The sequence below is a fragment of the Bradyrhizobium lablabi genome (assembly GCF_018129385.1).
GTDB classification, from domain to species: Bacteria; Pseudomonadota; Alphaproteobacteria; order Rhizobiales; family Xanthobacteraceae; genus Bradyrhizobium; species Bradyrhizobium lablabi_C.
In genome coordinates, this window is the sequence record NZ_JAFCLN010000010.1 from 128,705 (window position 1) to 148,591 (window position 19,887).

Here is a 19,887-nt window from a genome sequence, read left to right on the forward strand (position 1 = left end):
TCGATGCCGCCGCGCCTTGCCATACGCGATATTGCCTTCTTCGAGCGGCCTGTGACGTTCGCCCGGCCGTTCCGCTTCGGCGCGGTTGTCATCAACGCGACGCCGCAGGCCTTTGTGCTGGTCGAGATCGAGGTCGAAGGCCGGGGCAGGGCGGTCGGCGCCTCAGCCGAATTCCTCGTCCCAAAATGGTTCGACAAGCGGCCGCATCTGGCGCCGGAGGCGACGGTCGACGAACTGCGCTACTCGCTCAAGATCGCGCGCGAAGGCTATCTGGCGCACAGGAACTTCGATACGGCCTTCGGGCTACACGCTTCCTGCATCGCCACGCAACTCAAGCTGTGCGGGAAAGAGGATGTTCCGCCGCTCGCGGCGGCCTATGGCCCGGCCGAGATCGACAAGGCAATCCTCGATGCCTTGTTGCGCGCAACCAGCACCAATTTCTTCGATGGCATGGCGCAAAACATCGCCGGCATCGACGCGCGCCTGTCGCGCGACCTCGGCGACGGCGAGATCTCGCAATTTCTTTCCAGCCGCAGGCCGCTGGAGCGCGTTGCCATCAGGCACACGGTTGGCCTCGACGATGTCATCGAAGGCGAGGGCGGCGTCGCTGACGCCAACGAGAACGCCGGCGCGCGCTACTTCAAGCTCAAGCTGAACGGCGATCCCGTGCATGATGCCGATCGCCTGATCCGCATCGGCAATGAACTCGGCAAACTTCCGTACGATTACAAGGTGACGCTCGACGCCAACGAGCAATATGCCGATCTATCCGCGCTCGCGATGTTGGTCGACCGCCTCGACCGCGACAGCGCCTTGAGGTCGATCGCATCAACGCTGCTATACATCGAGCAGCCGATGCCGCGCGATATCACCCGCAAATCGCCGCTCGGCGCGCTCGCAAAGCGCGATTTCATCGTCGACGAGGCCGACGATTCCTACGATGCCTTTCCCGCGGCGCGGGCGCTCGGCTATCGCGGCATCTCCTCAAAATCCTGCAAGGGCATCTACAAGTCCATCATCAACGCGGCGCGTGCGGCGAAGTGGAGCGCGCAAGGCGCAAGACATTTCATCGCCGGCGAAGACCTCACCTGCCAGGCGGGTCTTGCCGTGCAGCAGGACCTTGCGCTCGGCGCGCTGATCGGCGTCACCCATGCCGAGCGCAACGGCCATCATTATGTCGACGGCTTTGCCGAGACGCCAGCCGCGGAAGCGGAGCACTTCCTCAACGCGCATCCCGATCTCTATGTCAGGAGCGGCGGCAAGGTCCGGCTCGCCATCCAAGACGGCGATCTGCTCACGACTTCACTGACCTCGCCCGGCTTCGCCACCGCCGTTCATCCGGACTGGTCCACCATGGCGCCGCTGGCGCCGCCCAAGACGATTCTCCAGGAGTTGACTACATGACGACCAAACGCCTCGGCCTGATCATGAACGGCGTCACGGGCCGAATGGGGCTGAACCAGCATCTGATCCGATCGATCGTCGCGATCCGCGACCAGGGCGGCGTGCTGCTGTCGAACGGCGACCGCGTGATGCCCGATCCGATCCTGGTCGGCCGCGATGCCGAAAAGGTCGGCGCGCTCGCCAAGCGCTTCAACATCGTCCGCCACACCACCGATCTGGACAAGGCGCTGGCGGACAAGAACGACGAAGTGTTTTTCGACGCCGCGACCACGCAGGCGCGGCCATCGCTGCTGACCAAGGCGATCAACGCCGGCAAGCATGTTTATTGCGAGAAGCCGATCGCGACCAACCTCGAGGAAGCGGTCGCCGTCGTGAAGCTGGCGAATTCAAAGGGCCTCAAGCACGGCACCGTGCAGGACAAGCTGTTCCTGCCGGGACTGAAGAAACTCGCCTTCCTGCGCGATTCCGGCTTTTTCGGCCGCATGCTCTCGGTGCGCGGCGAGTTCGGCTATTGGGTGTTCGAGGGCGGCTGGCAGGAAGCGCAGCGGCCGTCGTGGAATTACCGCGCCGAAGACGGCGGCGGCATCATCCTGGATATGGTCTGCCACTGGCGCTACGTGCTCGACAATCTGTTCGGCGAGGTCGAGAGCGTCACCTGCCTCGGCACCACCGACATTCCCGAGCGCTACGACGAGAAGGGCAAGAAGTACAAGGCGACCGCCGATGACTCTGCCTACGCAACGTTTCGCCTCAAGGGCGGCGTGATCGCGCATATCAACATGAGCTGGGTGACGCGGGTCTATCGCGACGACCTCGTGACCTTCCAGGTCGATGGCACCCTCGGCTCGGCGGTGGCGGGCCTGACCGATTGCGTGATCCAGGCGCGGCAGGCAACGCCGCGTCCCGTATGGAATCCCGACGAAAAGCGCCTGCACGATTTCTACGCCGACTGGCAAAAGGTCCCCGAGAATGTCGTCTACGACAACGGCTTCAAGGAGCAGTGGGAAATGTTCATCCGCCACGTCTGTGAGGATGCGCCCTACAAGTATACGCTGCTGGAAGGCGCCAAGGGCGTGCAGCTCGCCGAATGTGCGTTGCAGAGCTGGAAAGAGCGGCGCTGGATCGACGTTGCGCCCATCAAGGTCTGAGGGAGGTCATTATGAACAAGCCTGTCCTGCCGATGTCCTCGCTGTCGCTCAAGCTGCCGACGGCGGATCGCAAGATCGAAAACTACCGCCTCGCGGCGTCGCGGACCTTTCCGGCCAAGCTCGACGGCACGCTCAACCGTGTGGCGTTCTCGGCTGCCCACGTGGTCGCCGATCCGCTCGCCGACAACGATCCGTGGCTGACGGCGGCGATCGACTGGGACCGCACCATAGCCTTCCGCGAGCATGTCTGGGATCTCGGCCTTGGCGTTGCGGAAGCCATGGACACTGCGCAGCGCGGCATGGGGCTGGACTGGAAGACTTCGCTGGAGCTGATCCAGCGCTCGGTGCACGCGGCAAAGGCGCGTGGTGCGCTGGTGTTCTCCGGCGCCGGCACCGACCATCTCGCGGTGGAAGACGCCAAAACCGTCGATGACGTGATCCGAGCCTATGAAGAGCAGATCGCGGCGGTGGAGAAGGCGGGTGGACGCATCATCCTGATGGCCTCGCGCGCACTGGCGAAGATCGGCCGCAACGCCGACGACTACGCAAAAGTCTACAACCGCGTGCTGTCGCAGGTACGCGAGCCCGTCATCATCCACTGGCTCGGCGACATGTTCGATCCGGCGCTCGCGGGCTACTGGGGCACGGCCGACCTCGACAAGGCGATGGACACGGCGGTGGCGATCATCAACGCCAATGCGGCCAAGGTCGATGGCGTAAAAGTCTCGCTGCTCGACAAGCAGCGTGAGATCGACATGCGCCGCCGCCTCGACAAGAACGTGAAAATGTACACCGGCGACGACTTCAACTATGCCGAACTGATCGCCGGCGACGCGCAGGGCTTTTCACATGCGCTGCTCGGCATCTTTGACGCGATCGCGCCGGCCGCATCCTACGCGCTGTCGCGGCTCGCGGCCGGCGACGAGGCCGGATTCCATGACGTGCTCGGCCCGACGGTGCCGCTGTCGCGCCATATCTTCAAGGCGCCGACGCGCTTCTACAAGACCGGTGTTGTATTCATGGCCTGGCTCAACGGCCATCAGGACCATTTCTCGATGGTCGGCGGGCAGGAGAGCGCACGCTCGACGCTGCATCTGGCCGAACTGTTCCGCCTCGCCGACAAGGCCGGCCTGCTTGCTAATCCCGAGATGGCTACACGGCGGATGAAGGCGTGGCTTTCGACCCGCGGCATTGACGCCTGATGCGGGATTTTTCTTCCGACCACCGCTGGCTGTCGCTGAACACGGCGACAGTCCGCAAGCAGGGCGATCTCGTCCAGATCATCGAAGCCTGCGCGCGCCACGGCATCCGCGCCATCGATCCCTGGCGCGACCAGGTCGCGGCGGTCGGTCTCGACCGCGCCATTCGCGCCGTGCGCGATGCCGGGCTCGATCTTTCCGGCTACTGCCGCGGCGGCATGTTCACGTCGGACGCTGCGCGCCGCACCGAGGTGCGGGACGACAATCGCCGCGCCGTCGATGAGGCGAAGGCGCTGGGCGCGCCTTGCATCGTGCTGGTCGCTGGCGGCCTGCCGCAATATTCGCGGCCGGGCAGCGCTGCGTCGAAGGATGTTGCGGGCGCACGCACACAGGTCCACGACGCCATCGCCGAAATGATGGAATATGCGAAGCAGGCCAAGATGCCGCTTGCGATCGAGCCGCTGCATCCCGCCTATGCCGCCGACCGCGCCTGCGTGAACACCACGAAGCAGGCGCTCGACCTTTGCGACGCGCTCGACCCGCAGCGCTCGGGCATGCTCGGCGTCGCGCTCGATGTCTATCACATCTGGTGGGACCCGGAGGTGATGCCGCAGATCGCGCGCACCGGAAAGGATCGCCTGCTCGCATTTCACGTCTGCGACTGGCTGGTGCCGACCAAGGATATCCTCAACGACCGCGGCATGATGGGCGACGGCGTGATCGACATCAGGCCGCTGCGTGCGGCGGTCGAGGCGCAGGGATTTGCCGGCTATTCCGAGATCGAGATCTTTTCCCACGACTGGTGGGACAAGCCGATGGACGATGTCCTGCGCACCTGCATCGAGCGGCACCGGACGGTGGTATAGGGCGGGTCACTGCGACTGAGCGAGGAAAGCGACAATTTTCGTCCGCTCCTCCTTGGACGCCAGACCGCCATAGGGCTTCATCTTGTGGCCAGGCACAACCTCGTCGGGACTGGCGATGAAGCGATCGAGCTTGGCTTCATCCCAGACGAAGTCGGCCTCCTTCATCGCGCTGGAATAGTTGTAGCCCGACAGCGATCCGGCCTTTCTGCCGACGACCTTGTGCAGGTTCGGTCCGAGCCGATTGTCGCCCTCTCTCATGATGTGACAGGTCCGGCAGGCATTGTTGAACGCCTGCTGTCCTGCTGCGGGGTCCGAGCCCTGCTGGGACAGGGCAGCCGGCGACGACAGCAGGCATATCACGGCGCTCATTGCGGCTATCAGGAGCGGCCATGAGCGGTGTAGCGCGAATATGAACTGTCTCATCAGTCACCTCGTCAGCGGACGGTTGCACTTACGGGCCCGCATATTGTTGCAGCGTGTTGAAGCGTGCCTTCTGTTCGCTGCCCAGCGTGGCGTAGAACTTGTCCAGTGCCGGCTGCACCAGCGTGGCCGCCAGCAGCATGGCTTCGAGTCGCTTCTCCATCGCCTCCAGCCGTCCGACCGGCGTGAGCGGTACGTCGTCGGGGCAGGCAGCCTGTAATTCCTTGACCGCGTCCTTCGTCGCTGCGCCGAGCCGGTCGAGCATCTCCTTTTGCTCGCCCGCCGGGCGGACCACGGCGTCGATCCGCTCGATCGGAAGCTGGGTCAGGCTGGACTTCGGATCGTCGCAGCTCTCCGCCTGCGCCTTCGCATCCTGTTCCGGCTGGGAAGGCGAACGCTTGCCGATCTCGGGACCGAGCGCGTTGAAGTGGGCCTGTTGCTCGTCGTTGAGCGAACTATAGAATTTGTCCAGCGCCGGCCGAACGATCCGCACCGCCTGCAGCGTAGCGCCGATACGGCTCGTCATCGCCCGCAAGCGGCCGGGCGGCGTCATTGCATAATTGTCGTCGCAGGATTGCTTGAACACATCGGCAGCCTTGGCTGCGGCAGTCTTCAAATCATCGAGCAAGGCGCGCTGCTCTTGCGTCGGCCGCACGGCTCGCGTGATTGAAGCCAGCGGCCAGGCCGTGATGCCTTTGTCCGGATCTCCACATAATTGCCGGAGCGCCTGCGGACTCGCACCCGGTTCGCGGGCGCGACGACCGCTTGTTGCTACACCGGGGTCGGAATATCTGGCGTACGCCGAATACGGGCTGTCGGCGCCCCAGAACACCGTGTCGACGAAATCATCATAGGCGTAGGCCCAATAGCCGGGATCGTAGGCGGTGGGCCAGAACGTATATTCGAAAATATCGGAATATGCGTAAGGCCAGAACACCGGACCGAGCCAGGCCACAAACGCCGCGCGGTGACCGCGGCGCCAGGCGTGGCGAGGAGCCCAGCGGTTCTCGCGGGCCGTGAGCGCGGTTCGGGCTTGCAAGGCGTCGGTGCCGCGGAATTGTGCGGCAAAGCGTCCGCGGGCCGCAGCTTGTGCGGCGGCGGCCGCCGCGGCGGATCGTTCAGCAGAAGGCGGCGGTCCAAGCCGATCGAGGCGCGCCTGATCGGTCCTCAGCAGACGCTGCTCGCGCTCGAGCAACCGGTTCTGTGCCTGCAATGATCGCTCTTGCGCGCGCTGCGCCCGCAGACCTTCCGGCTTTTGCGACTGCAATTGCTGCACGCGCTGCTGCAAGCGGTCGATCCGGCTCTGACGGTCGGCGTTCTGGCGCGAGAGCGTGTTGCGCTGCCGCTCCTGCACCACTTGCTGTCGCTGCTGGATACGCTGCTCACGCGCTTGCGTACGCGTTTCGATCTGTTGCTGTCGCCGGCTGAGAGCAGGCGATGCGCTGCTGGGGCGCGATGGGGCGGCAATGTGTGGTTCAGGTCTTGACCGCGCCGCGGGGCGTTGCGCCGGGGGCCCGGCGACATGCGGTGCCGGACGCGACGGAGCTGCGAAGCGCGGAGTTGCACGCGGCGCCATGGCCGGGCGTTGCGGCGCGGGTGCCGCACGGAATGCCGGTGCGGCGGGCCGCGCCATTGCCGGAGGGGCCACGGGACGCGCCATGGCTGGTGGCCCTGCCGGGCGGGCCATGGCCGGTGGGGCCGCAGGACGGGCCATGGCGGCCGGCGGCGCACCGGCTCCATGTCCTCTTTGTCCCTGGGCAAACGAGCTGGTGCCCGCCGTGATCGCGGAAGCACCAACACAAAAAAGCGCTGCAAGGCGAAGGCCGCGCGGAAGCATGTTCGTAAGCTCCCTCTGACGTAAGTCGCCCGCCGATCTCTCAACGCGCGGGCGTCAAGATCGTTCGCAGAACTTTGTCAGGAGCCTTGCGATGTTGCGACGCAGGGGGAGCGTCACTGGAGGCGTGGTGCACCACGCAGGGTACGGTGAGGAACTCACGGAAGCCTGCATCGCGCTGCACCAGACGGTGGTCTAGTCGTCCGCTTCGTATCGCTCCCGGTGCGCCAGCTCGAGCGTCACCAGCCGCGCCAGCAGCGTCGCCGGATAGAGCTGGCCCAGGACAGCCTCGAGATTGCAAAGGCTGCGGGCCACCGGATGCAGCGGCGCGATGTCGCCATAGCCGGTCGTCGTCAGCGTCGCGAAACTGAAATAGATCAGTTCGCTCGCCAGCGCCGGGCTGTCGGCCATGGTCATCCCGGAAAACGCCCATGGCGCGATCGCGCCGATCAGCCTGAACATGGCTGCGAACATCACGGCGATCGTCAGATACAGCAGCACCGCCCCCATCACCCGGTGATGGGTGACGCGCCCGCCGCCGAACACGACCCTGGCGACCACCAGGCCGAGCGTCGTTGTCAGGATCAGCCAGGATGCGACGACGAGATCCAGCTCGAACATCGATGGCGATCTCACCCGCAGGATCGCGCCGATCACCAGCATGACGAGCCCGACCGCCATCGCCGCAACGACGGTGCGGCTTCCCGACAGCACGAAGATGCAGGCGACCATGACGATGGCAACACCCAGTTCGAAAGCCTGAAAGACCACGTATCCCAGCGCCTGTAGCGGCGCCAGGACGAACAGCATGACGGACAGCAGTACCGTCAGAACCGTCAGCAGCGAGTCGCCCCACTTCTCGCGCAGGCGGGCCATATAGCCGTCCATCGAGAAACTCCGTTTTCGGCGTTGATCCCGGAGAACTGACTAACCCACCGTACAGGGCACGCTCAAGAAGCCGCGGAAGCGGACGCGGCCGCCGCGCACAGGTTCGCCGTCGAGCGCGTAGCCCGGAAATCGCGCCAGGAAGCGTGAGATCGCAATTGCGCCTTCCAGCCGCGCCAGCGCCATGCCGGCGCATTGATGTGCGCCGGTCGCGAACGCCAGATGGCGGTTCGGCGTGCGGCCGATGTCAAAATTCTCCGGATCCGGAAATTGCCGGGGATCGCGGTTGGCCGCGCCGATGCACAGCGTCACCGGCGTGCCCGCCGGCATCGCGATGCCGGCGAGCTCGACCGGCTCGACGATCATGCGGTTGCCGAGTTGGTTGGAGGATTCGTATCGCAGCATTTCCTCGACCGCCGTCTTGATCATATCGGGATGATCGATCAACCGCCGCTTCTGCTCCGGATAATGCGTCAGCGCCACCAGCCCGTTGCCGATCAGGTTGGTAGTGGTCTCGTGGCCGGCATTGAGCAGGAAGATGCAGTTGTGCAGCAGCTCCTTCTCGGTCAGCCGCTCGCCGTTCTCTTCCCCCAGGATCAGCCGCGTCAGCACGTCCTTGGCGGGATCGCCCGGCTTTGTGCGCCGCCGGGCAATCAGCGTTTCGAGATAGGAGAGAAAGTCCGTCACCGCCTTGTTGCCGCGGGCGGCAACTTCGGGTGACACCACCGGCTCGAGCGCCCCCAAAATGGCGAGCGACCAGTCGCGCAGCGGTTCGCGCTCGTCATGGGGCACGTCGAGCAGGTTGCCGATCACCTCGACCGGAATCGCCGTGGCAAAATCCCCGATCAGCTCGAACCTGTCCCTGACAGCGATGCGGTCGAGCAGCAGATCGACCAGCTTGATCAGATCCGGCTCCATGCCGGCGATCGCGCGCGGCGACAGCGCGCCCATGATCAGCCGCCGCACCCGCGTGTGCGAGGGCGGATCGTTGAACACGAGGCTGGTGGTGTGATGCTCGTAGAGCGGGGTGTCGCCGTATTTCGGAAAGAACTCCGTCTTCTTGTCGGAGGAGAATTCCTTCGTGTTCTTGTAGGCGGTGACGAGGTCGTCATAGCGAGTCAGGAAATACGAGCCGTTGCGCATCCGCTTGACCGGCTCGGTTTCACGCAGCGCGCGGTAGGTCGGGTAGGGGTTGGCGTAAAATTCCGGCGTCAGGTGTTCGAGGTCGAACCCGTCGGCCAGTTCTCGCGCGTGCGCATTCATCCCCGTTGATCCATTAGTTTCATTTGCAACTATCGTAGGCTGGAGGGCGGCGCGGCGCAAGGTGATTTGCGGCCTCGTCCGCCGCCCGCGCCGCGGATGGGCGATGAGACTAAAGCGCAGAGCCATATGCTCAATTGCGCTTTGATGAATAACGCCGGCCCCTCTACAGTCCCGGCAAAATCAAACACGGGAAACGCCATGCACGCCCGCACCGACACATCGGAACAACAAACGGCCGCCTGGCCGGAGGACATCTATGCTGTGCTGCAAAAGTACGATGTGCGGCAGGTGCCCTATGTGCCGGATGCCGGCCACTCGCGACTGATCCAGCGCGTGCTTTCCTCCGACACCATGCGCGGCATTGTGCTGACGACGGAAGAAGAGGGCGTGGCGCTGGTCGCAGGCGCCTGGGCCGGCGGGCAGCGCGCCGCGCTATTGATGCAGTCGAGCGGCGTCGGCAACTGCATCAACATGTTTTCGCTGGTGCAGCTTTTCCGTCTGCCGTTCTTCACGCTGGTCACGATGCGCGGCGAATGGGGCGAGTTCAATCATTGGCAGGTGCCGATGGGATCGACCACGCAGGCCGTGTTCGAGCTGTCGGGCATCCGGGTGATGCGGGCGAATACCGCCGCGGAAGTCCGTGAGGTCGTCGAGGCCGGCGCGGCGCAGGCCTACAACGCCTTGACGCCGACCGCGGTCCTTCTGTCGCAGCGCCTGATCGGGGCAAAGGTGTTCGTGAAATGAGCAAGGCCAATCTTCTTCATCGCCGCGACGTGGTCGCTCGCCTCCTGAAAGACCGCAAGGGCATGGTTGCGATCGGTGGCCTTGGGGCCTCCACCAACGACATGGCGGCGGCCGGCGACCATGACCGCAATTTCTATCTCTGGGGCGGCATGGGCGGTGCCGTCATGATGGGGCTGGGCCTGGCGCTGGCGCAGCCGGACACACCGGTTGTCGTCATCACCGGTGACGGCGAGATGCTGATGGGAATGGGCTCGCTCGCCACCGTCGGCCTGCAAAAGCCCGGCAATCTCTCCATCGTCGTGCTAGACAATGAGGCCTATGGCGAGACCGGCGGGCAGGTCAGCCACACGGCCTCGGCTGCCGACCTTACGGGCGTCGCAAAGGCCTGCGGCATTGCAGACGCCTGCGACATCACGACCATGGCGGAGGTCGAGGCGCTGGCGCCAAAGCTGCACGACCTCAAGAGCGGGCCTCGGTTTGCCAATGTGAAGATCGATGGCGCCAATATCGAGCGAATCTTGCCGATGCGCGACGGCACCTTTATCGTCAACCGCATCCGGGGTTCGCTGGGATTCGGACCGCTCTAACCCGTCAGACCTCAACAAAAAGAACGCGCTAGCGGCCAAAGTAGGACGTCGCGCCCGCGCGGCTTTTGGTGCGACGCAATAATCTGCCTTGATTTTGACATGGTGAGTAAATACTCACGCGACTCATGTCGACCCTTCGCATGACAAGTGATTTGCGCCGTCAGTTGATACTGGGCGCCGCCAAGCGGTGTTTTGCCCGCAATGGCTTTGCCGGCACCACGACCAAGAGCGTGGCGGCCGCGGCGTCCATTTCGGAAGGGTTGCTGTTCAAGCACTTTCCGTCCAAGGCCGCCTTGTACGCGGAAATCCTCGCCGAGGAATGCGAAGCCGATCCGGATCTGGCGCACTTGTTGGGGCAGGAGCCCTCGACCGCCACCCTGGTTGAACTGGTCAAGGGCATGGTCAGCCATTTCCTGGAGGTCTCCAACGGACCGGACGAGGAAGAGGCGCAGCGCATCCGGCTGATGGCGAACAGCCATCTCGACGACGGCGAATTCGCCCGGTTGCTTTACCAGAAGGTTGAAGGCCTGATCGGCTCGGTCTTTACGGCTTCGATCGAAAGCGCGATCGAAGCGGGCGATGCGGACCGGATCAGCGGTGCGCCGATCAACCTGTTCTGGTTTGCCCATCACACCGTGCTGATGGCGGCGCTGACGCGACTGCCTGTCATTCCTTGCCTTGATTACGCAAGTCCGGCTGAGCTGGAAGGCCAGCTTTGTCAATTCATTCTGCGCGGTATCGGACTTAACGAGGCCGCAATTGCTTCTCATTTGGACCGCGCGCTGTCACCGATCCCGGGACCATCGGTAGCCGCAGAAAGTGCATGACATGAACATCCAGACCGAATCTCATATTTCGGGCAAGCCGATCAAGGAGCCGACGCACGGCAAGAAGCCGGTGCGGATGGTGCGCTGGTTCATCATCGTGGGGTTGGCGCTCGTGCTGTTCGTCGGCGCATTCGTCGGCTTCAACGCCTTCCGCAGCAAGATGATCGCGCAGTTCTTCGCCAACAACAAGCCGCCGCCCTCGGTCGTGAACGTGGCGGAAGCGAAGTCCGAAGTGATTCCGAACCTTCTGACGGCGGTCGGCGATCTCGCCGCCGTGCATCAGGTCAACGTCACCTCTGACGTCAACGGCCGCATCACCGAGATCCTGTTCCAGGCCGGCGCAGAGGTGAAGGCGGGCACCCCCCTGGTGCAGCTATTCGACGGACCGGAGCAGGGCGATCTTCAGACCTTCAAGGCGCAGGCAACCATGGCGCAACTTTCGCTCGATCGCGCCAAGCAACTCGCCTCCCGTCAGTTTGGACCACAGGCGACCGTCGATCAGGCCCAGTCGGCATTCGACCAGGCCAATGCCGGCATCGCCAAGACCGAGGCCATTATCTCGCAAAAGCTGGTGCGCGCGCCGTTCGACGGCGAACTCGGCGTCCGCAGGGTCGAGGTCGGCCAATATCTGACGGCCGGAACGCAGATGGTGTCGCTGACCGATCTGTCGAATCTGTACGCCAACTTCACCATTCCCGAGAAGGACAGCGGGCAGTTGAAGGTCGGGCAAATCGTCCGCATCAAGGTCGACGCCTATCCCGGCAGGCTGTTCGAAGGCAAGATCACGACAATCGAGCCGCAGGTCTCGACCGATACCCGCAACATCCGGGTGCAGGCGACGATTCCCAATCCCGACAAGATTCTGAAGCCCGGCATGTTCACGAGCACCACGGTGGTGCTGCCGGACAAGCCGCCGGTCGTTACCGTTCCGGAGACGGCGGTGGACTACACGCTCTATGGCGATTCCGTCTTCGTGGTCACGGAGAAGAAGGAAGAGGACGGCAAGACCAGCCTGATCGCGACGCGGACCTTCGTGCAGGCCGGCAACCGCATCGAAGGACGTGCGGAAATCCTGAAGGGCCTGAAGGCGGGCGACCGCGTGGTTGCGCTCGGCCAGCTCAAGCTGCAATCGGGCTCTGCCGTGGCGATCTCGACCGATCCGACGCCGCCGATTCCGGCGCAGCCGCCGCGGTACTGACGCGATACGAAAAAGCATTTGCCGGTCTTCGAGCAGACCGGCCTCCGGCATAGATAACCGAGGCACTTTGCGATGGCCTTTACCGATATTTTCATCAAGCGTCCGGTTCTGTCGGTCGTCGTCAGCCTCCTGATCCTGCTGATCGGATTGCGGGCCGGCTTCAACCTGCCGATCCGGCAATATCCGAAAATGTCGAACACGGTGGTGACCATCACCACCGTCTATCCCGGCGCGTCCGCCGCGCTGATTTCGGGTTTCATCACCACCCCGATCGAGCAGGCGGTCGCCTCGGCCGAGGGCATCGACTACATCACCTCGAGCTCGGTGCAGGGCACCAGCACCATCCAGGTCTATATCAAGCTGAACTTTGATCCGAACCAGGCGCTCACCGAGGTGCTCGCCAAGGTCAATTCGGTCAAATACCTGATCCCGAAGGAATCCAACGACCCGATCGTCACCAAGACCACCGGCCAGACCACGGCCGTGATGTATCTCGGCTTCTCCAGCGAAGAGCTGTCGGGCTCGGCGATCTCGGACTATCTCACGCGCGTCGTGCAGCCGGTGCTGTCGACGGTCGACGGCGTGGCGTCAGCCGACATTCTCGGCGGCCAGACCTTTGCGATGCGCATCTGGCTCGATCCGGTCAAGATGGCCGGGCGCAACATCTCGGCCAATGAGGTGCAGGCGGCGATCGCGGCCAACAACTTCCAGGCGGCGGCTGGCCAGTCCAAGGGCTTCCTGATCGTCTCCAACATCCAGACCAACGCCGATCTGCGCGACGTCAATCAGTTCAAGCGCATGATCGTGAAGTCCAAGGACGGCGGCTTCGTGCGGCTGGAGGATATCGCCACCGTCGAACTTGCCGCGCAAAGCTCGGACGCCAGCGTCGCCTTCAACGGCGAACGCGCGATCTTCATCGGCATCAACGCCACTCCGCAAGGCAACCCGCTGACGCTCGTCAAGGGCGTGCGCGCGCTGTTTCCCGAGCTCGAGCGCAATCTGCCGCCCTCGATGAAGATGAAGGTGGCCTATGACTCCACAAAATTCATCGAATCGTCGATCGATGAGGTGAGGAATACCCTGGTCGAAGCGGTGCTGATCGTCGTCGCCGTGATCTTCCTGTTCCTGGCGTCGATCCGCTCGGTGATCATCCCCGTGGTGACGATTCCGCTGTCGCTGATCGGCGTCTGCTCGCTGATGGCGATGGCGGGATTCAGCTTCAACCTGCTCACGCTTCTCGCCATGGTGCTGGCGATCGGCCTCGTGGTCGACGACGCCATCGTGGTGGTGGAGAACATCCATCGCCATCTCGAAGAGGGCAAGACGCCGGTGCAGGCCTCGCTACAGGGCGCGCGCGAGATCGTCGGGCCCGTGATCTCGATGACGATCACGCTCGCCGCGGTCTATGCGCCGATCGGTTTCCTCGGCGGTCTGACCGGCTCGCTGTTCCGCGAGTTCGCCTTTACACTTGCAGGTTCGGTCATCGTGTCGGGCGTGATCGCGCTGACGTTGTCGCCGATGATGTGCTCCGTGCTGCTCAAGAGCGCGGATGAAGGCCGGTTCTCGCGGCTGGTCAACCGGGTGTTCGGCGCCATGACGCGCTGGTACGGCCGCAAGCTCGACCGCTCGCTCGACTATCGCCCGATCACCGGCCTGTTCGCGCTGACTATCCTCGGCCTGGTCGGCTTCCTCTACATGCACACCTCCAAGGAGCTGGCGCCCGAGGAGGATCAGGGCATCGTGTTCTCGATCCTCAAGGCGCCGAAATACGCCAACATCGACTATCTCGATTTCTACGGCGACAAGCTCGACGACGTCTTCAAGAAGTTCCCCGAGACCGATCTGCGCTTTGCGCTGAACGGCATCAACGGCGCCCAGAACGGCATTGCCGGCATGCTGTTGCACGCGTGGGATGAGCGCAAGCGCTCGTCGATCCAGCTCAAGCCGCTGGTGCAGGCGGAGCTTTCCAAGATCGAGGGCGTGCAGGCCTTTGCCTTCAACCTGCCGCCGCTGCCGGGCGGCCCGGGCGGCCTGCCGATCCAGATGGTGATCAACTCGACCTCGGGCTTCCAGGCCGTCTATGAGCAGATGAACAAGCTGAAGGACGCCGCGCGCAAGAGCGGCCTGTTCATCGTTTCCGACAGCGACCTCGACTTCAACCAGCCGGTCGTGCGGGTGAAGATCGACCGCTCCAAGGCGAGCGACCTCGGCATCAACATGCAGCAGGTCGGCGGCACGCTGGCGACGCTGCTCGGCGGCAATTACGTCAATCGCTTCAATCTCGAAGGGCGATCCTATCAGGTGATTCCGCAAGTGCCGCGCAGCCAGCGGCTGTCGCCGGAAGCGCTCGGCGGCTACTACGTGGCGACGTCGACGGGGCAGCAGGTGCCGCTGTCGACCATTGTGGAGATCGAGACCGCTACCGATCCGAATGCGCTGACCCACTACAACCAACTCAACTCCGCCACCTTCCAGGCGGTGCCGATGCCGGGCGTGACGGTGGGCCAGGCGGTCGACTTCCTCGAGGGCGAGGCGAAAAAGCTGCCGGCCGGCTTCAGCCACGATTATCTCGCCGACTCCAGGCAATATGTGCAGGAGGGCAACCAGCTCGCGATCACCTTCGGCTTTGCGCTGATCATCATCTTCCTGGTGCTGGCGGCGCAGTTCGAGAGCCTGCGCGATCCCCTGGTGATCATGATCTCGGTGCCGATGGCGATCGTCGGCGCGCTGATCCCGCTGTTCTTTGGTGTCGCCACCATGAACATCTACACCCAGGTGGGTCTGCTCACGCTGGTCGGGCTCATCACCAAGCACGGCATCCTGATGGTGGAGTTCGCCAACGAACTCCAGGTCAACGAGGGCCTCGACAAGCGCTCGGCGATCGAGATGTCGGCCCGCATCCGGCTGCGTCCGATCCTGATGACGACGGCGGCGATGGTTACCGGCCTGATCCCGCTGCTCACCGCAACCGGGGCGGGCGCCGCCAGCCGGTTCTCGATTGGCCTCGTGGTGGTGGCCGGCATGTCGATCGGCACGTTGTTCACCCTGTTCGTGCTGCCGGCGGTCTATGTCTGGCTGGCGACCGACCACCGCGCCAACCTCGAGTCCGAGCGGGCCAAGCAGATCGCCGACTACGACCTTGGCCCAAAGGCCGCGAAGGCGCATTGATTGAGGCGGCGGCCGCTCGGCCGCAGCCGACTTTGATAGGGATACGACACGGATAGCCGTGTCATTCCGCACTGCGGCAAGAGACAAATACCCCCGTCCTTGCTAGCTTGGCCGGGATGAGCATCTCCCTGCATCCCGATACACCGGAAGGGCGGACGCTGGCGGCTGCGCCGCCGGCGGCGGGCGATGCTGCGCCAGCAGATGCGGGATCGGCCCGGACCGGGATCCGCAGCCGGTTGTTCACCAAATACGTTGCGCTGTTTGTCGCGGTGGTTGCGGTCGCGCTGCTATCCAACGGCATTTTCGAGGTTTTCTTCTATTACCGCGAGCACAAGGCGGCGCTGGTCCGGATTCAGCACGAGCAGGCGGAAGCGGCCGCCGCCAAGATCAGCCAGTTCATCAAGGAGATCGAGAGCCAGCTCGGCTGGACCACCCAATTGCCGTGGTCGGCGGTACAGGACCGGCGCTTCGACGCGCTGCGCCTGTTGCGGCAGGTGCCGGCCATCACGGAACTGGCGCAGGTCGACGCCACGGGCAAGGAGCGCTTGCGGGTCTCGCGGCTCGCGATGGACGTGGTGGATTCCGGCGTCGACTATTCCAAGGACCCCAAATTCACTGAAGCCGTCGCCAACAAGGTCTACTACGGCCCGGTCTATTTCCGCCGGGAGTCCGAGCCCTACATGACGCTGTCGCTGGCCGGCACCCGCAAGGACGCCGGCGTCAGCATTGCCGAGGTCAATCTGAAGCTGATCTGGGACGTGGTCTCCCAGATCAAGGTCGGTGAGCACGGCCATGCCTATGTGGTGGGATCGCAGGGGCGGCTGATCGCCCATCCCGACATCAGCCTGGTCCTGCGCAACACCGACATGTCGAAGCTGGTGCAGGTGCAGGCCGCAAGGGCGGCAGGCGGTTCCACCGATTCACTACAGGGCGATCTCAACATCCAGGGACAGGAGGTGCTGACCGCCTCGGCGCCGATCAACCCGCTCGGCTGGACGATGTTCGTCGAATTGCCGGTCTCGGAAGCCTATGCCTCGCTATGGGCCGCGCTACAGCGGCTGGCCATCGTGCTGCTGGCGGCCTCGATCTTCGCGGTGCTGGCCGGAGTCTTCCTGGCTCGCCGCATGGTCGGCCCGATCAAGGCGCTGCGGACCGGAGCGGAACGGATCGGCGGCGGCGACTTCGCCCAGCGCATCAACATCAAGACCGGCGACGAGCTGGAAGGTCTTGCCAATCAATTCAACGACATGGGCGCAAAGCTTCAGGAATCCTACACGGACCTCGAGAAGAAGGTCGAGCAGCGGACAGCGCAACTGAGTGAATCGCTTCAACAACAGACCGCGACCGCCGAAGTGTTGAAGGTCATCAGCCGTTCGGCGTTCGACCTGCAAACCGTGCTCGACACGCTCGTGGAATCGGCAGCCCGCTTGTGCGATGCGGACGAGGGGACGATTTTCCGTCCCGTGGATGACGGCTTCCGCCTGGCGGCCAGCCATGGGCTTGGCGACGCCCAGAAGAACCACCTCGCGACGTTTCGGACCGTACCCGAGCGAGGAAGTGTGGTCGGACGGACTCTGCTGGAGGGCAAGACGATCCACATTCCTGACGTCCAGGCGGATCCGGAATATGCGCCGTCGGCCGGTCGCAGGCCTGCCAATGTGCGGACCATGCTCGGCGTCCCGCTGCTGCGGGACGGCGTGCCGGTCGGTGTCTTCGTATTGACCCGGCATATGGTGCGGCCGTTCAGCGCAAAGCAGATCGAGCTTGCAACCACCTTTGCCGACCAGGCTCTGATCGCGATCGAGAACGTCAGGCTGTTCGACGAAGTGCAGGAGCGCACCAGGGAGCTGTCGCAATCGCTCGACGAATTGCGCACGGCGCAGGATCGTCTGGTGCAGACCGAAAAGCTCGCCTCGCTCGGCCAGCTCACCGCCGGCATCGCGCATGAGATCAAGAATCCGCTCAACTTCGTCAACAATTTCTCCTCGCTCTCGACGGAGCTGATCGACGAGCTGAAAGATGTCCTGAAGGACACCAAGATCGACGACAAGACGCGCGAAGAGATCGACGAGCTCACGCACATGCTCAGGGGCAACCTGGAAAAGGTCGTGCAGCACGGCAAGCGCGCCGATTCCATCGTCAAGAACATGCTGCTGCACTCGCGCGAGGGATCGGGCGAGCACCGGCCCGCCGACATCAACGCGATCGTCGAGGAGAGCCTCAATCTCGCCTATCACGGCGCGCGTGCGGAAAAATCCGGCTTCAACATCACGCTCAAGCGCGATCTCGATCCCGCGGCCGGCATGATCGACGTCTATCCGCAGGAAATCACCCGGGTGTTCCTCAACCTGATCTCCAACGGTTTTTATGCCGCGACCAAGCGCAAGGAGACGGGCGACGAAATATTCGAGCCGACGCTGAGCGCGGCCACGAAAAATCTCGGCAACCAGGTCGAAATCCGCATCCGCGACAACGGCACCGGTATCCCTCGGGAAGTGAAGGAGAAAATGTTCAATCCCTTCTTCACGACCAAGCCGGCGGGCGAGGGAACCGGGCTCGGCCTGTCGATGAGCCATGACATCGTGGTGAAACAGCATGGCGGCAAGATCGACGTCGATACCGAACCTGGCGTATTTACCGAATTCATCATTACGCTGCCGCGCAACGGCGCGGCAAAAGCAAGCACCGGAGGCAGGACTTGAGCGTTTATATTCTCGTCGTGGATGACGAGCCCGATGTCGAGGCGCTGTTTCGCCAGCAGTTTCGACGCGACCTGAAATCGGGGCGGTTTCAGATGGAGTTCGCCCCGTCTGCGCCCGCGGCGCTACAGCGCGCGGTGGATATCCGCGAGCCCTCGCTGATCCTGATCCTCTCCGACATCAATATGCCCGGCATGAGCGGGCTTGAGATGCTGCCCAAGGTGCGGGCGGAGCGGCCCGACGTTCCCGTGATCATGATCACCGCCTATGGCGATGCGGAAACACGCAAGAAGGCGATCGAGCACGGCGCGGTCGGGCTGCTGACGAAGCCAATCGATTTTGCGCTCTTGCGCAGCGAGATCGACACAAGGCTCGGGCAGGCTGCATGACTGCGACCATTCTCGTCGTCGACGACGAGCCCGACCTCGAGGCTCTGGTGCTGCAAAAATTCCGCAGGCAGATCCGCGAGGGCACGGTGAATTTTGTGTTCGCTCATGACGGCATCGAGGCATTGGCCACCATCGAGGCCCAGCCGGATGTCGACATGGTGGTATCCGACATCAATATGCCGCGGATGGACGGACTTTCGCTGCTCGCGAAATTGCAGGAGGCCGACGACAAGAAATCGACCATCATCGTTTCAGCCTATGGCGACATGAGCAACATCCGCACCGCGATGAACCGCGGCGCGTTCGATTTTCTGACCAAGCCGATCGATTTTGCCGATCTCGAGGCGACCATCGACAAGACCATCCGTCATGTCGAGATGCTGCGCGAGGCACGGCGCCGCCAGATCGCGGCCGAGCGCGCGCATGCCTCGCTGTCGCGGTATTTCTCGCCGCAGATCGCGAGCCGCCTTGCATCGGATGCCGAAGGCAACGGCATGGAAGTGCATCGCCGCGAGGTCGCAGTCATCTTCACCGATATCACGGGCTTCACCACGCTGGTGGAAACCGCAGATCCCGACGTGCTGAGCGAACTGCTCAACGAATATGTGGGCGGCATGACCGATATCGTGTTCGCCCATGAAGGGACGGTCGCCAAGATCATCGGTGACGCGGTCCAGGTCCTGTTCAACGCGCCGGGCGATCAGCCGGACTACGCAACGCGCGCGGTCGCCTGCGCGCACGATCTCGACATCTGGGCGCAAGCCTTTCGCGATCGTTGGAAGGCGAGGAGCGTGAATTTCGGCACGACGCGGATCGGCGTTCATGCGGGCCCCGCGCTGGTCGGCAATTTCGGCGGCAGCCGCTTCTTCGATTACACCGCCTATGGCGACACCATCAATATCGCGGCGCGGCTGGAAGCCGCCAACAAGTCTCTGGGCACCCGTATCTGCGTCAGCGCCGCGGTGGCCAACGCCGCCGAGGGCTTCAAGGGCCGGCCGGTCGGCGACATCGTGCTGCGCGGACGCAGCGAACCGCTGCGCGCCTTCGAGCCGCTGCCGGCTGCCGCCTTCGAACAGCCCGCGACCACGCAATATTCGGAAGCCTTTGCGAAACTGGAAGCGGGCGATGCCACCGCAATGCCGGCCTTTGCCGCGCTGGTCGGGCTGCATGCCGATGATCCATTGGCGGGCTTTCACCTGAAGCGCCTGCTCAACGGCGCCAAAGGCGTCCGCATGCAGCTCGAATAACAAATCAAA

General features: G+C 63.7%; 16 protein-coding genes. 12 read left to right on the top strand and 4 right to left on the bottom strand.

Annotation, left to right across the window (positions count from 1 at the left end):
- Window positions 1-3: 3 nt before the first annotated feature.
- Genes JQ628_RS19835 through JQ628_RS19850 form a run of 4 tightly spaced genes read left to right on the top strand, consistent with a single transcriptional unit; the run spans window position 4 to window position 4,617 of the window.
- Entirely contained in the window at window positions 4-1,404 is a 1,401-nt protein-coding gene (locus JQ628_RS19835; RefSeq protein ID WP_212224684.1) for a hypothetical protein, read from the top strand.
- Entirely contained in the window at window positions 1,401-2,552 is a 1,152-nt protein-coding gene (locus tag JQ628_RS19840) for a Gfo/Idh/MocA family protein (RefSeq protein ID WP_212224686.1), read from the top strand. Before JQ628_RS19835 ends, JQ628_RS19840 begins: the two co-directional genes overlap by 4 nt.
- Window positions 2,553-2,563: 11 nt before the next feature.
- Window positions 2,564-3,754, top strand: a complete 1,191-nt coding sequence (locus JQ628_RS19845) for a dihydrodipicolinate synthase family protein (protein ID WP_212224688.1) — start codon at window positions 2,564-2,566, stop codon at window positions 3,752-3,754.
- Window positions 3,754-4,617: a sugar phosphate isomerase/epimerase family protein gene (locus JQ628_RS19850; RefSeq protein WP_212224690.1), complete on the top strand. Its 864-nt coding sequence runs from the start codon at window positions 3,754-3,756 to the stop codon at window positions 4,615-4,617. The genes JQ628_RS19845 and JQ628_RS19850 overlap by 1 nt, the downstream gene beginning before the upstream one ends.
- Before the next feature lie 6 nt (window positions 4,618-4,623).
- Here JQ628_RS19850 and JQ628_RS19855 read toward each other — a convergent pair whose 3' ends face one another.
- The 4 genes from JQ628_RS19855 to JQ628_RS19870 all read right to left on the bottom strand — a co-directional run bounded on the left by JQ628_RS19855 (window position 4,624) and on the right by JQ628_RS19870 (window position 9,019).
- Complete coding sequence (locus JQ628_RS19855; protein WP_249128146.1) at window positions 4,624-4,986, bottom strand: c-type cytochrome; 363 nt, start codon at window positions 4,984-4,986, stop codon at window positions 4,624-4,626.
- A gap of 82 nt (window positions 4,987-5,068) precedes the next feature.
- Window positions 5,069-6,391 carry a Spy/CpxP family protein refolding chaperone gene (locus JQ628_RS19860; RefSeq protein ID WP_349628095.1) on the bottom strand — a complete coding sequence of 441 codons (1,323 nt, stop codon included), beginning with the start codon at window positions 6,389-6,391 and terminating at the stop codon, window positions 5,069-5,071.
- Window positions 6,392-7,066: 675 nt separating this feature from the next.
- Window positions 7,067-7,759 carry a potassium channel family protein gene (locus JQ628_RS19865; RefSeq protein ID WP_212224696.1) on the bottom strand — a complete coding sequence of 231 codons (693 nt, stop codon included), beginning with the start codon at window positions 7,757-7,759 and terminating at the stop codon, window positions 7,067-7,069.
- Between the two features lie 39 nt (window positions 7,760-7,798).
- Window positions 7,799-9,019: a cytochrome P450 gene (locus tag JQ628_RS19870; RefSeq protein ID WP_212224697.1), complete on the bottom strand. Its 1,221-nt coding sequence runs from the start codon at window positions 9,017-9,019 to the stop codon at window positions 7,799-7,801.
- Window positions 9,020-9,217: 198 nt separating this feature from the next.
- On the opposite strand from JQ628_RS19870, the gene JQ628_RS19875 reads away from it, so the two are divergent.
- From JQ628_RS19875 to JQ628_RS19910, 8 genes are all read left to right on the top strand, one after another.
- A complete protein-coding gene (locus JQ628_RS19875) occupies window positions 9,218-9,763 on the top strand; it encodes a phosphonopyruvate decarboxylase (RefSeq protein ID WP_212224699.1) in 546 nt (181 codons plus the stop codon).
- Window positions 9,760-10,350, top strand: a complete 591-nt coding sequence (locus tag JQ628_RS19880) for a thiamine pyrophosphate-dependent enzyme (RefSeq protein WP_212224700.1) — start codon at window positions 9,760-9,762, stop codon at window positions 10,348-10,350. Before JQ628_RS19875 ends, JQ628_RS19880 begins: the two co-directional genes overlap by 4 nt.
- Window positions 10,351-10,475: 125 nt before the next feature.
- Window positions 10,476-11,177 (top strand): TetR/AcrR family transcriptional regulator, encoded by a 702-nt coding sequence (locus JQ628_RS19885; protein ID WP_212224701.1) that lies wholly within the window; start codon window positions 10,476-10,478, stop codon window positions 11,175-11,177.
- A 1-nt stretch (window position 11,178) separates the two neighbouring features.
- Complete coding sequence (locus JQ628_RS19890) at window positions 11,179-12,375, top strand: efflux RND transporter periplasmic adaptor subunit (RefSeq protein WP_212224702.1); 1,197 nt, start codon at window positions 11,179-11,181, stop codon at window positions 12,373-12,375.
- 72 nt (window positions 12,376-12,447) lie between these two features.
- Window positions 12,448-15,543: a MexW/MexI family multidrug efflux RND transporter permease subunit gene (locus JQ628_RS19895; protein WP_212224703.1), complete on the top strand. Its 3,096-nt coding sequence runs from the start codon at window positions 12,448-12,450 to the stop codon at window positions 15,541-15,543.
- A 116-nt stretch (window positions 15,544-15,659) separates the two neighbouring features.
- On the top strand, window positions 15,660-18,245 hold the full coding sequence (locus JQ628_RS19900) for a sensor histidine kinase (RefSeq protein WP_212224704.1): 2,586 nt from the start codon (window positions 15,660-15,662) through the stop codon (window positions 18,243-18,245).
- Window positions 18,242-18,631 (top strand): response regulator, encoded by a 390-nt coding sequence (locus JQ628_RS19905; RefSeq protein ID WP_212224705.1) that lies wholly within the window; start codon window positions 18,242-18,244, stop codon window positions 18,629-18,631. The genes JQ628_RS19900 and JQ628_RS19905 overlap by 4 nt, the downstream gene beginning before the upstream one ends.
- Window positions 18,628-19,878: an adenylate/guanylate cyclase domain-containing protein gene (locus JQ628_RS19910; RefSeq protein ID WP_212224706.1), complete on the top strand. Its 1,251-nt coding sequence runs from the start codon at window positions 18,628-18,630 to the stop codon at window positions 19,876-19,878. The genes JQ628_RS19905 and JQ628_RS19910 overlap by 4 nt, the downstream gene beginning before the upstream one ends.
- The last annotated feature ends 9 nt before the right edge of the window (window positions 19,879-19,887 follow it).

What these genes read in the sequence shown, in the direction of transcription:
- JQ628_RS19835 (WP_212224684.1), top strand. Translation starts at nt 4, where the DNA reads ATGCCGCCGCGCCTTGCCATACGCGATATTGCCTTCTTCGAGCGGCCT.
- JQ628_RS19840 (WP_212224686.1), top strand. Translation starts at nt 1,401, where the DNA reads ATGACGACCAAACGCCTCGGCCTGATCATGAACGGCGTCACGGGCCGA.
- JQ628_RS19845 (WP_212224688.1), top strand. Translation starts at nt 2,564, where the DNA reads ATGAACAAGCCTGTCCTGCCGATGTCCTCGCTGTCGCTCAAGCTGCCG.
- JQ628_RS19850 (WP_212224690.1), top strand. Translation starts at nt 3,754, where the DNA reads ATGCGGGATTTTTCTTCCGACCACCGCTGGCTGTCGCTGAACACGGCG.
- JQ628_RS19855 (WP_249128146.1), bottom strand. Translation starts at nt 4,986, where the DNA reads ATGAGCGCCGTGATATGCCTGCTGTCGTCGCCGGCTGCCCTGTCCCAG.
- JQ628_RS19865 (WP_212224696.1), bottom strand. Translation starts at nt 7,759, where the DNA reads ATGGACGGCTATATGGCCCGCCTGCGCGAGAAGTGGGGCGACTCGCTG.
- JQ628_RS19870 (WP_212224697.1), bottom strand. Translation starts at nt 9,019, where the DNA reads ATGAATGCGCACGCGCGAGAACTGGCCGACGGGTTCGACCTCGAACAC.
- JQ628_RS19875 (WP_212224699.1), top strand. Translation starts at nt 9,218, where the DNA reads ATGCACGCCCGCACCGACACATCGGAACAACAAACGGCCGCCTGGCCG.
- JQ628_RS19880 (WP_212224700.1), top strand. Translation starts at nt 9,760, where the DNA reads ATGAGCAAGGCCAATCTTCTTCATCGCCGCGACGTGGTCGCTCGCCTC.
- JQ628_RS19885 (WP_212224701.1), top strand. Translation starts at nt 10,476, where the DNA reads ATGTCGACCCTTCGCATGACAAGTGATTTGCGCCGTCAGTTGATACTG.
- JQ628_RS19890 (WP_212224702.1), top strand. Translation starts at nt 11,179, where the DNA reads ATGAACATCCAGACCGAATCTCATATTTCGGGCAAGCCGATCAAGGAG.
- JQ628_RS19895 (WP_212224703.1), top strand. Translation starts at nt 12,448, where the DNA reads ATGGCCTTTACCGATATTTTCATCAAGCGTCCGGTTCTGTCGGTCGTC.
- JQ628_RS19900 (WP_212224704.1), top strand. Translation starts at nt 15,660, where the DNA reads ATGAGCATCTCCCTGCATCCCGATACACCGGAAGGGCGGACGCTGGCG.
- JQ628_RS19910 (WP_212224706.1), top strand. Translation starts at nt 18,628, where the DNA reads ATGACTGCGACCATTCTCGTCGTCGACGACGAGCCCGACCTCGAGGCT.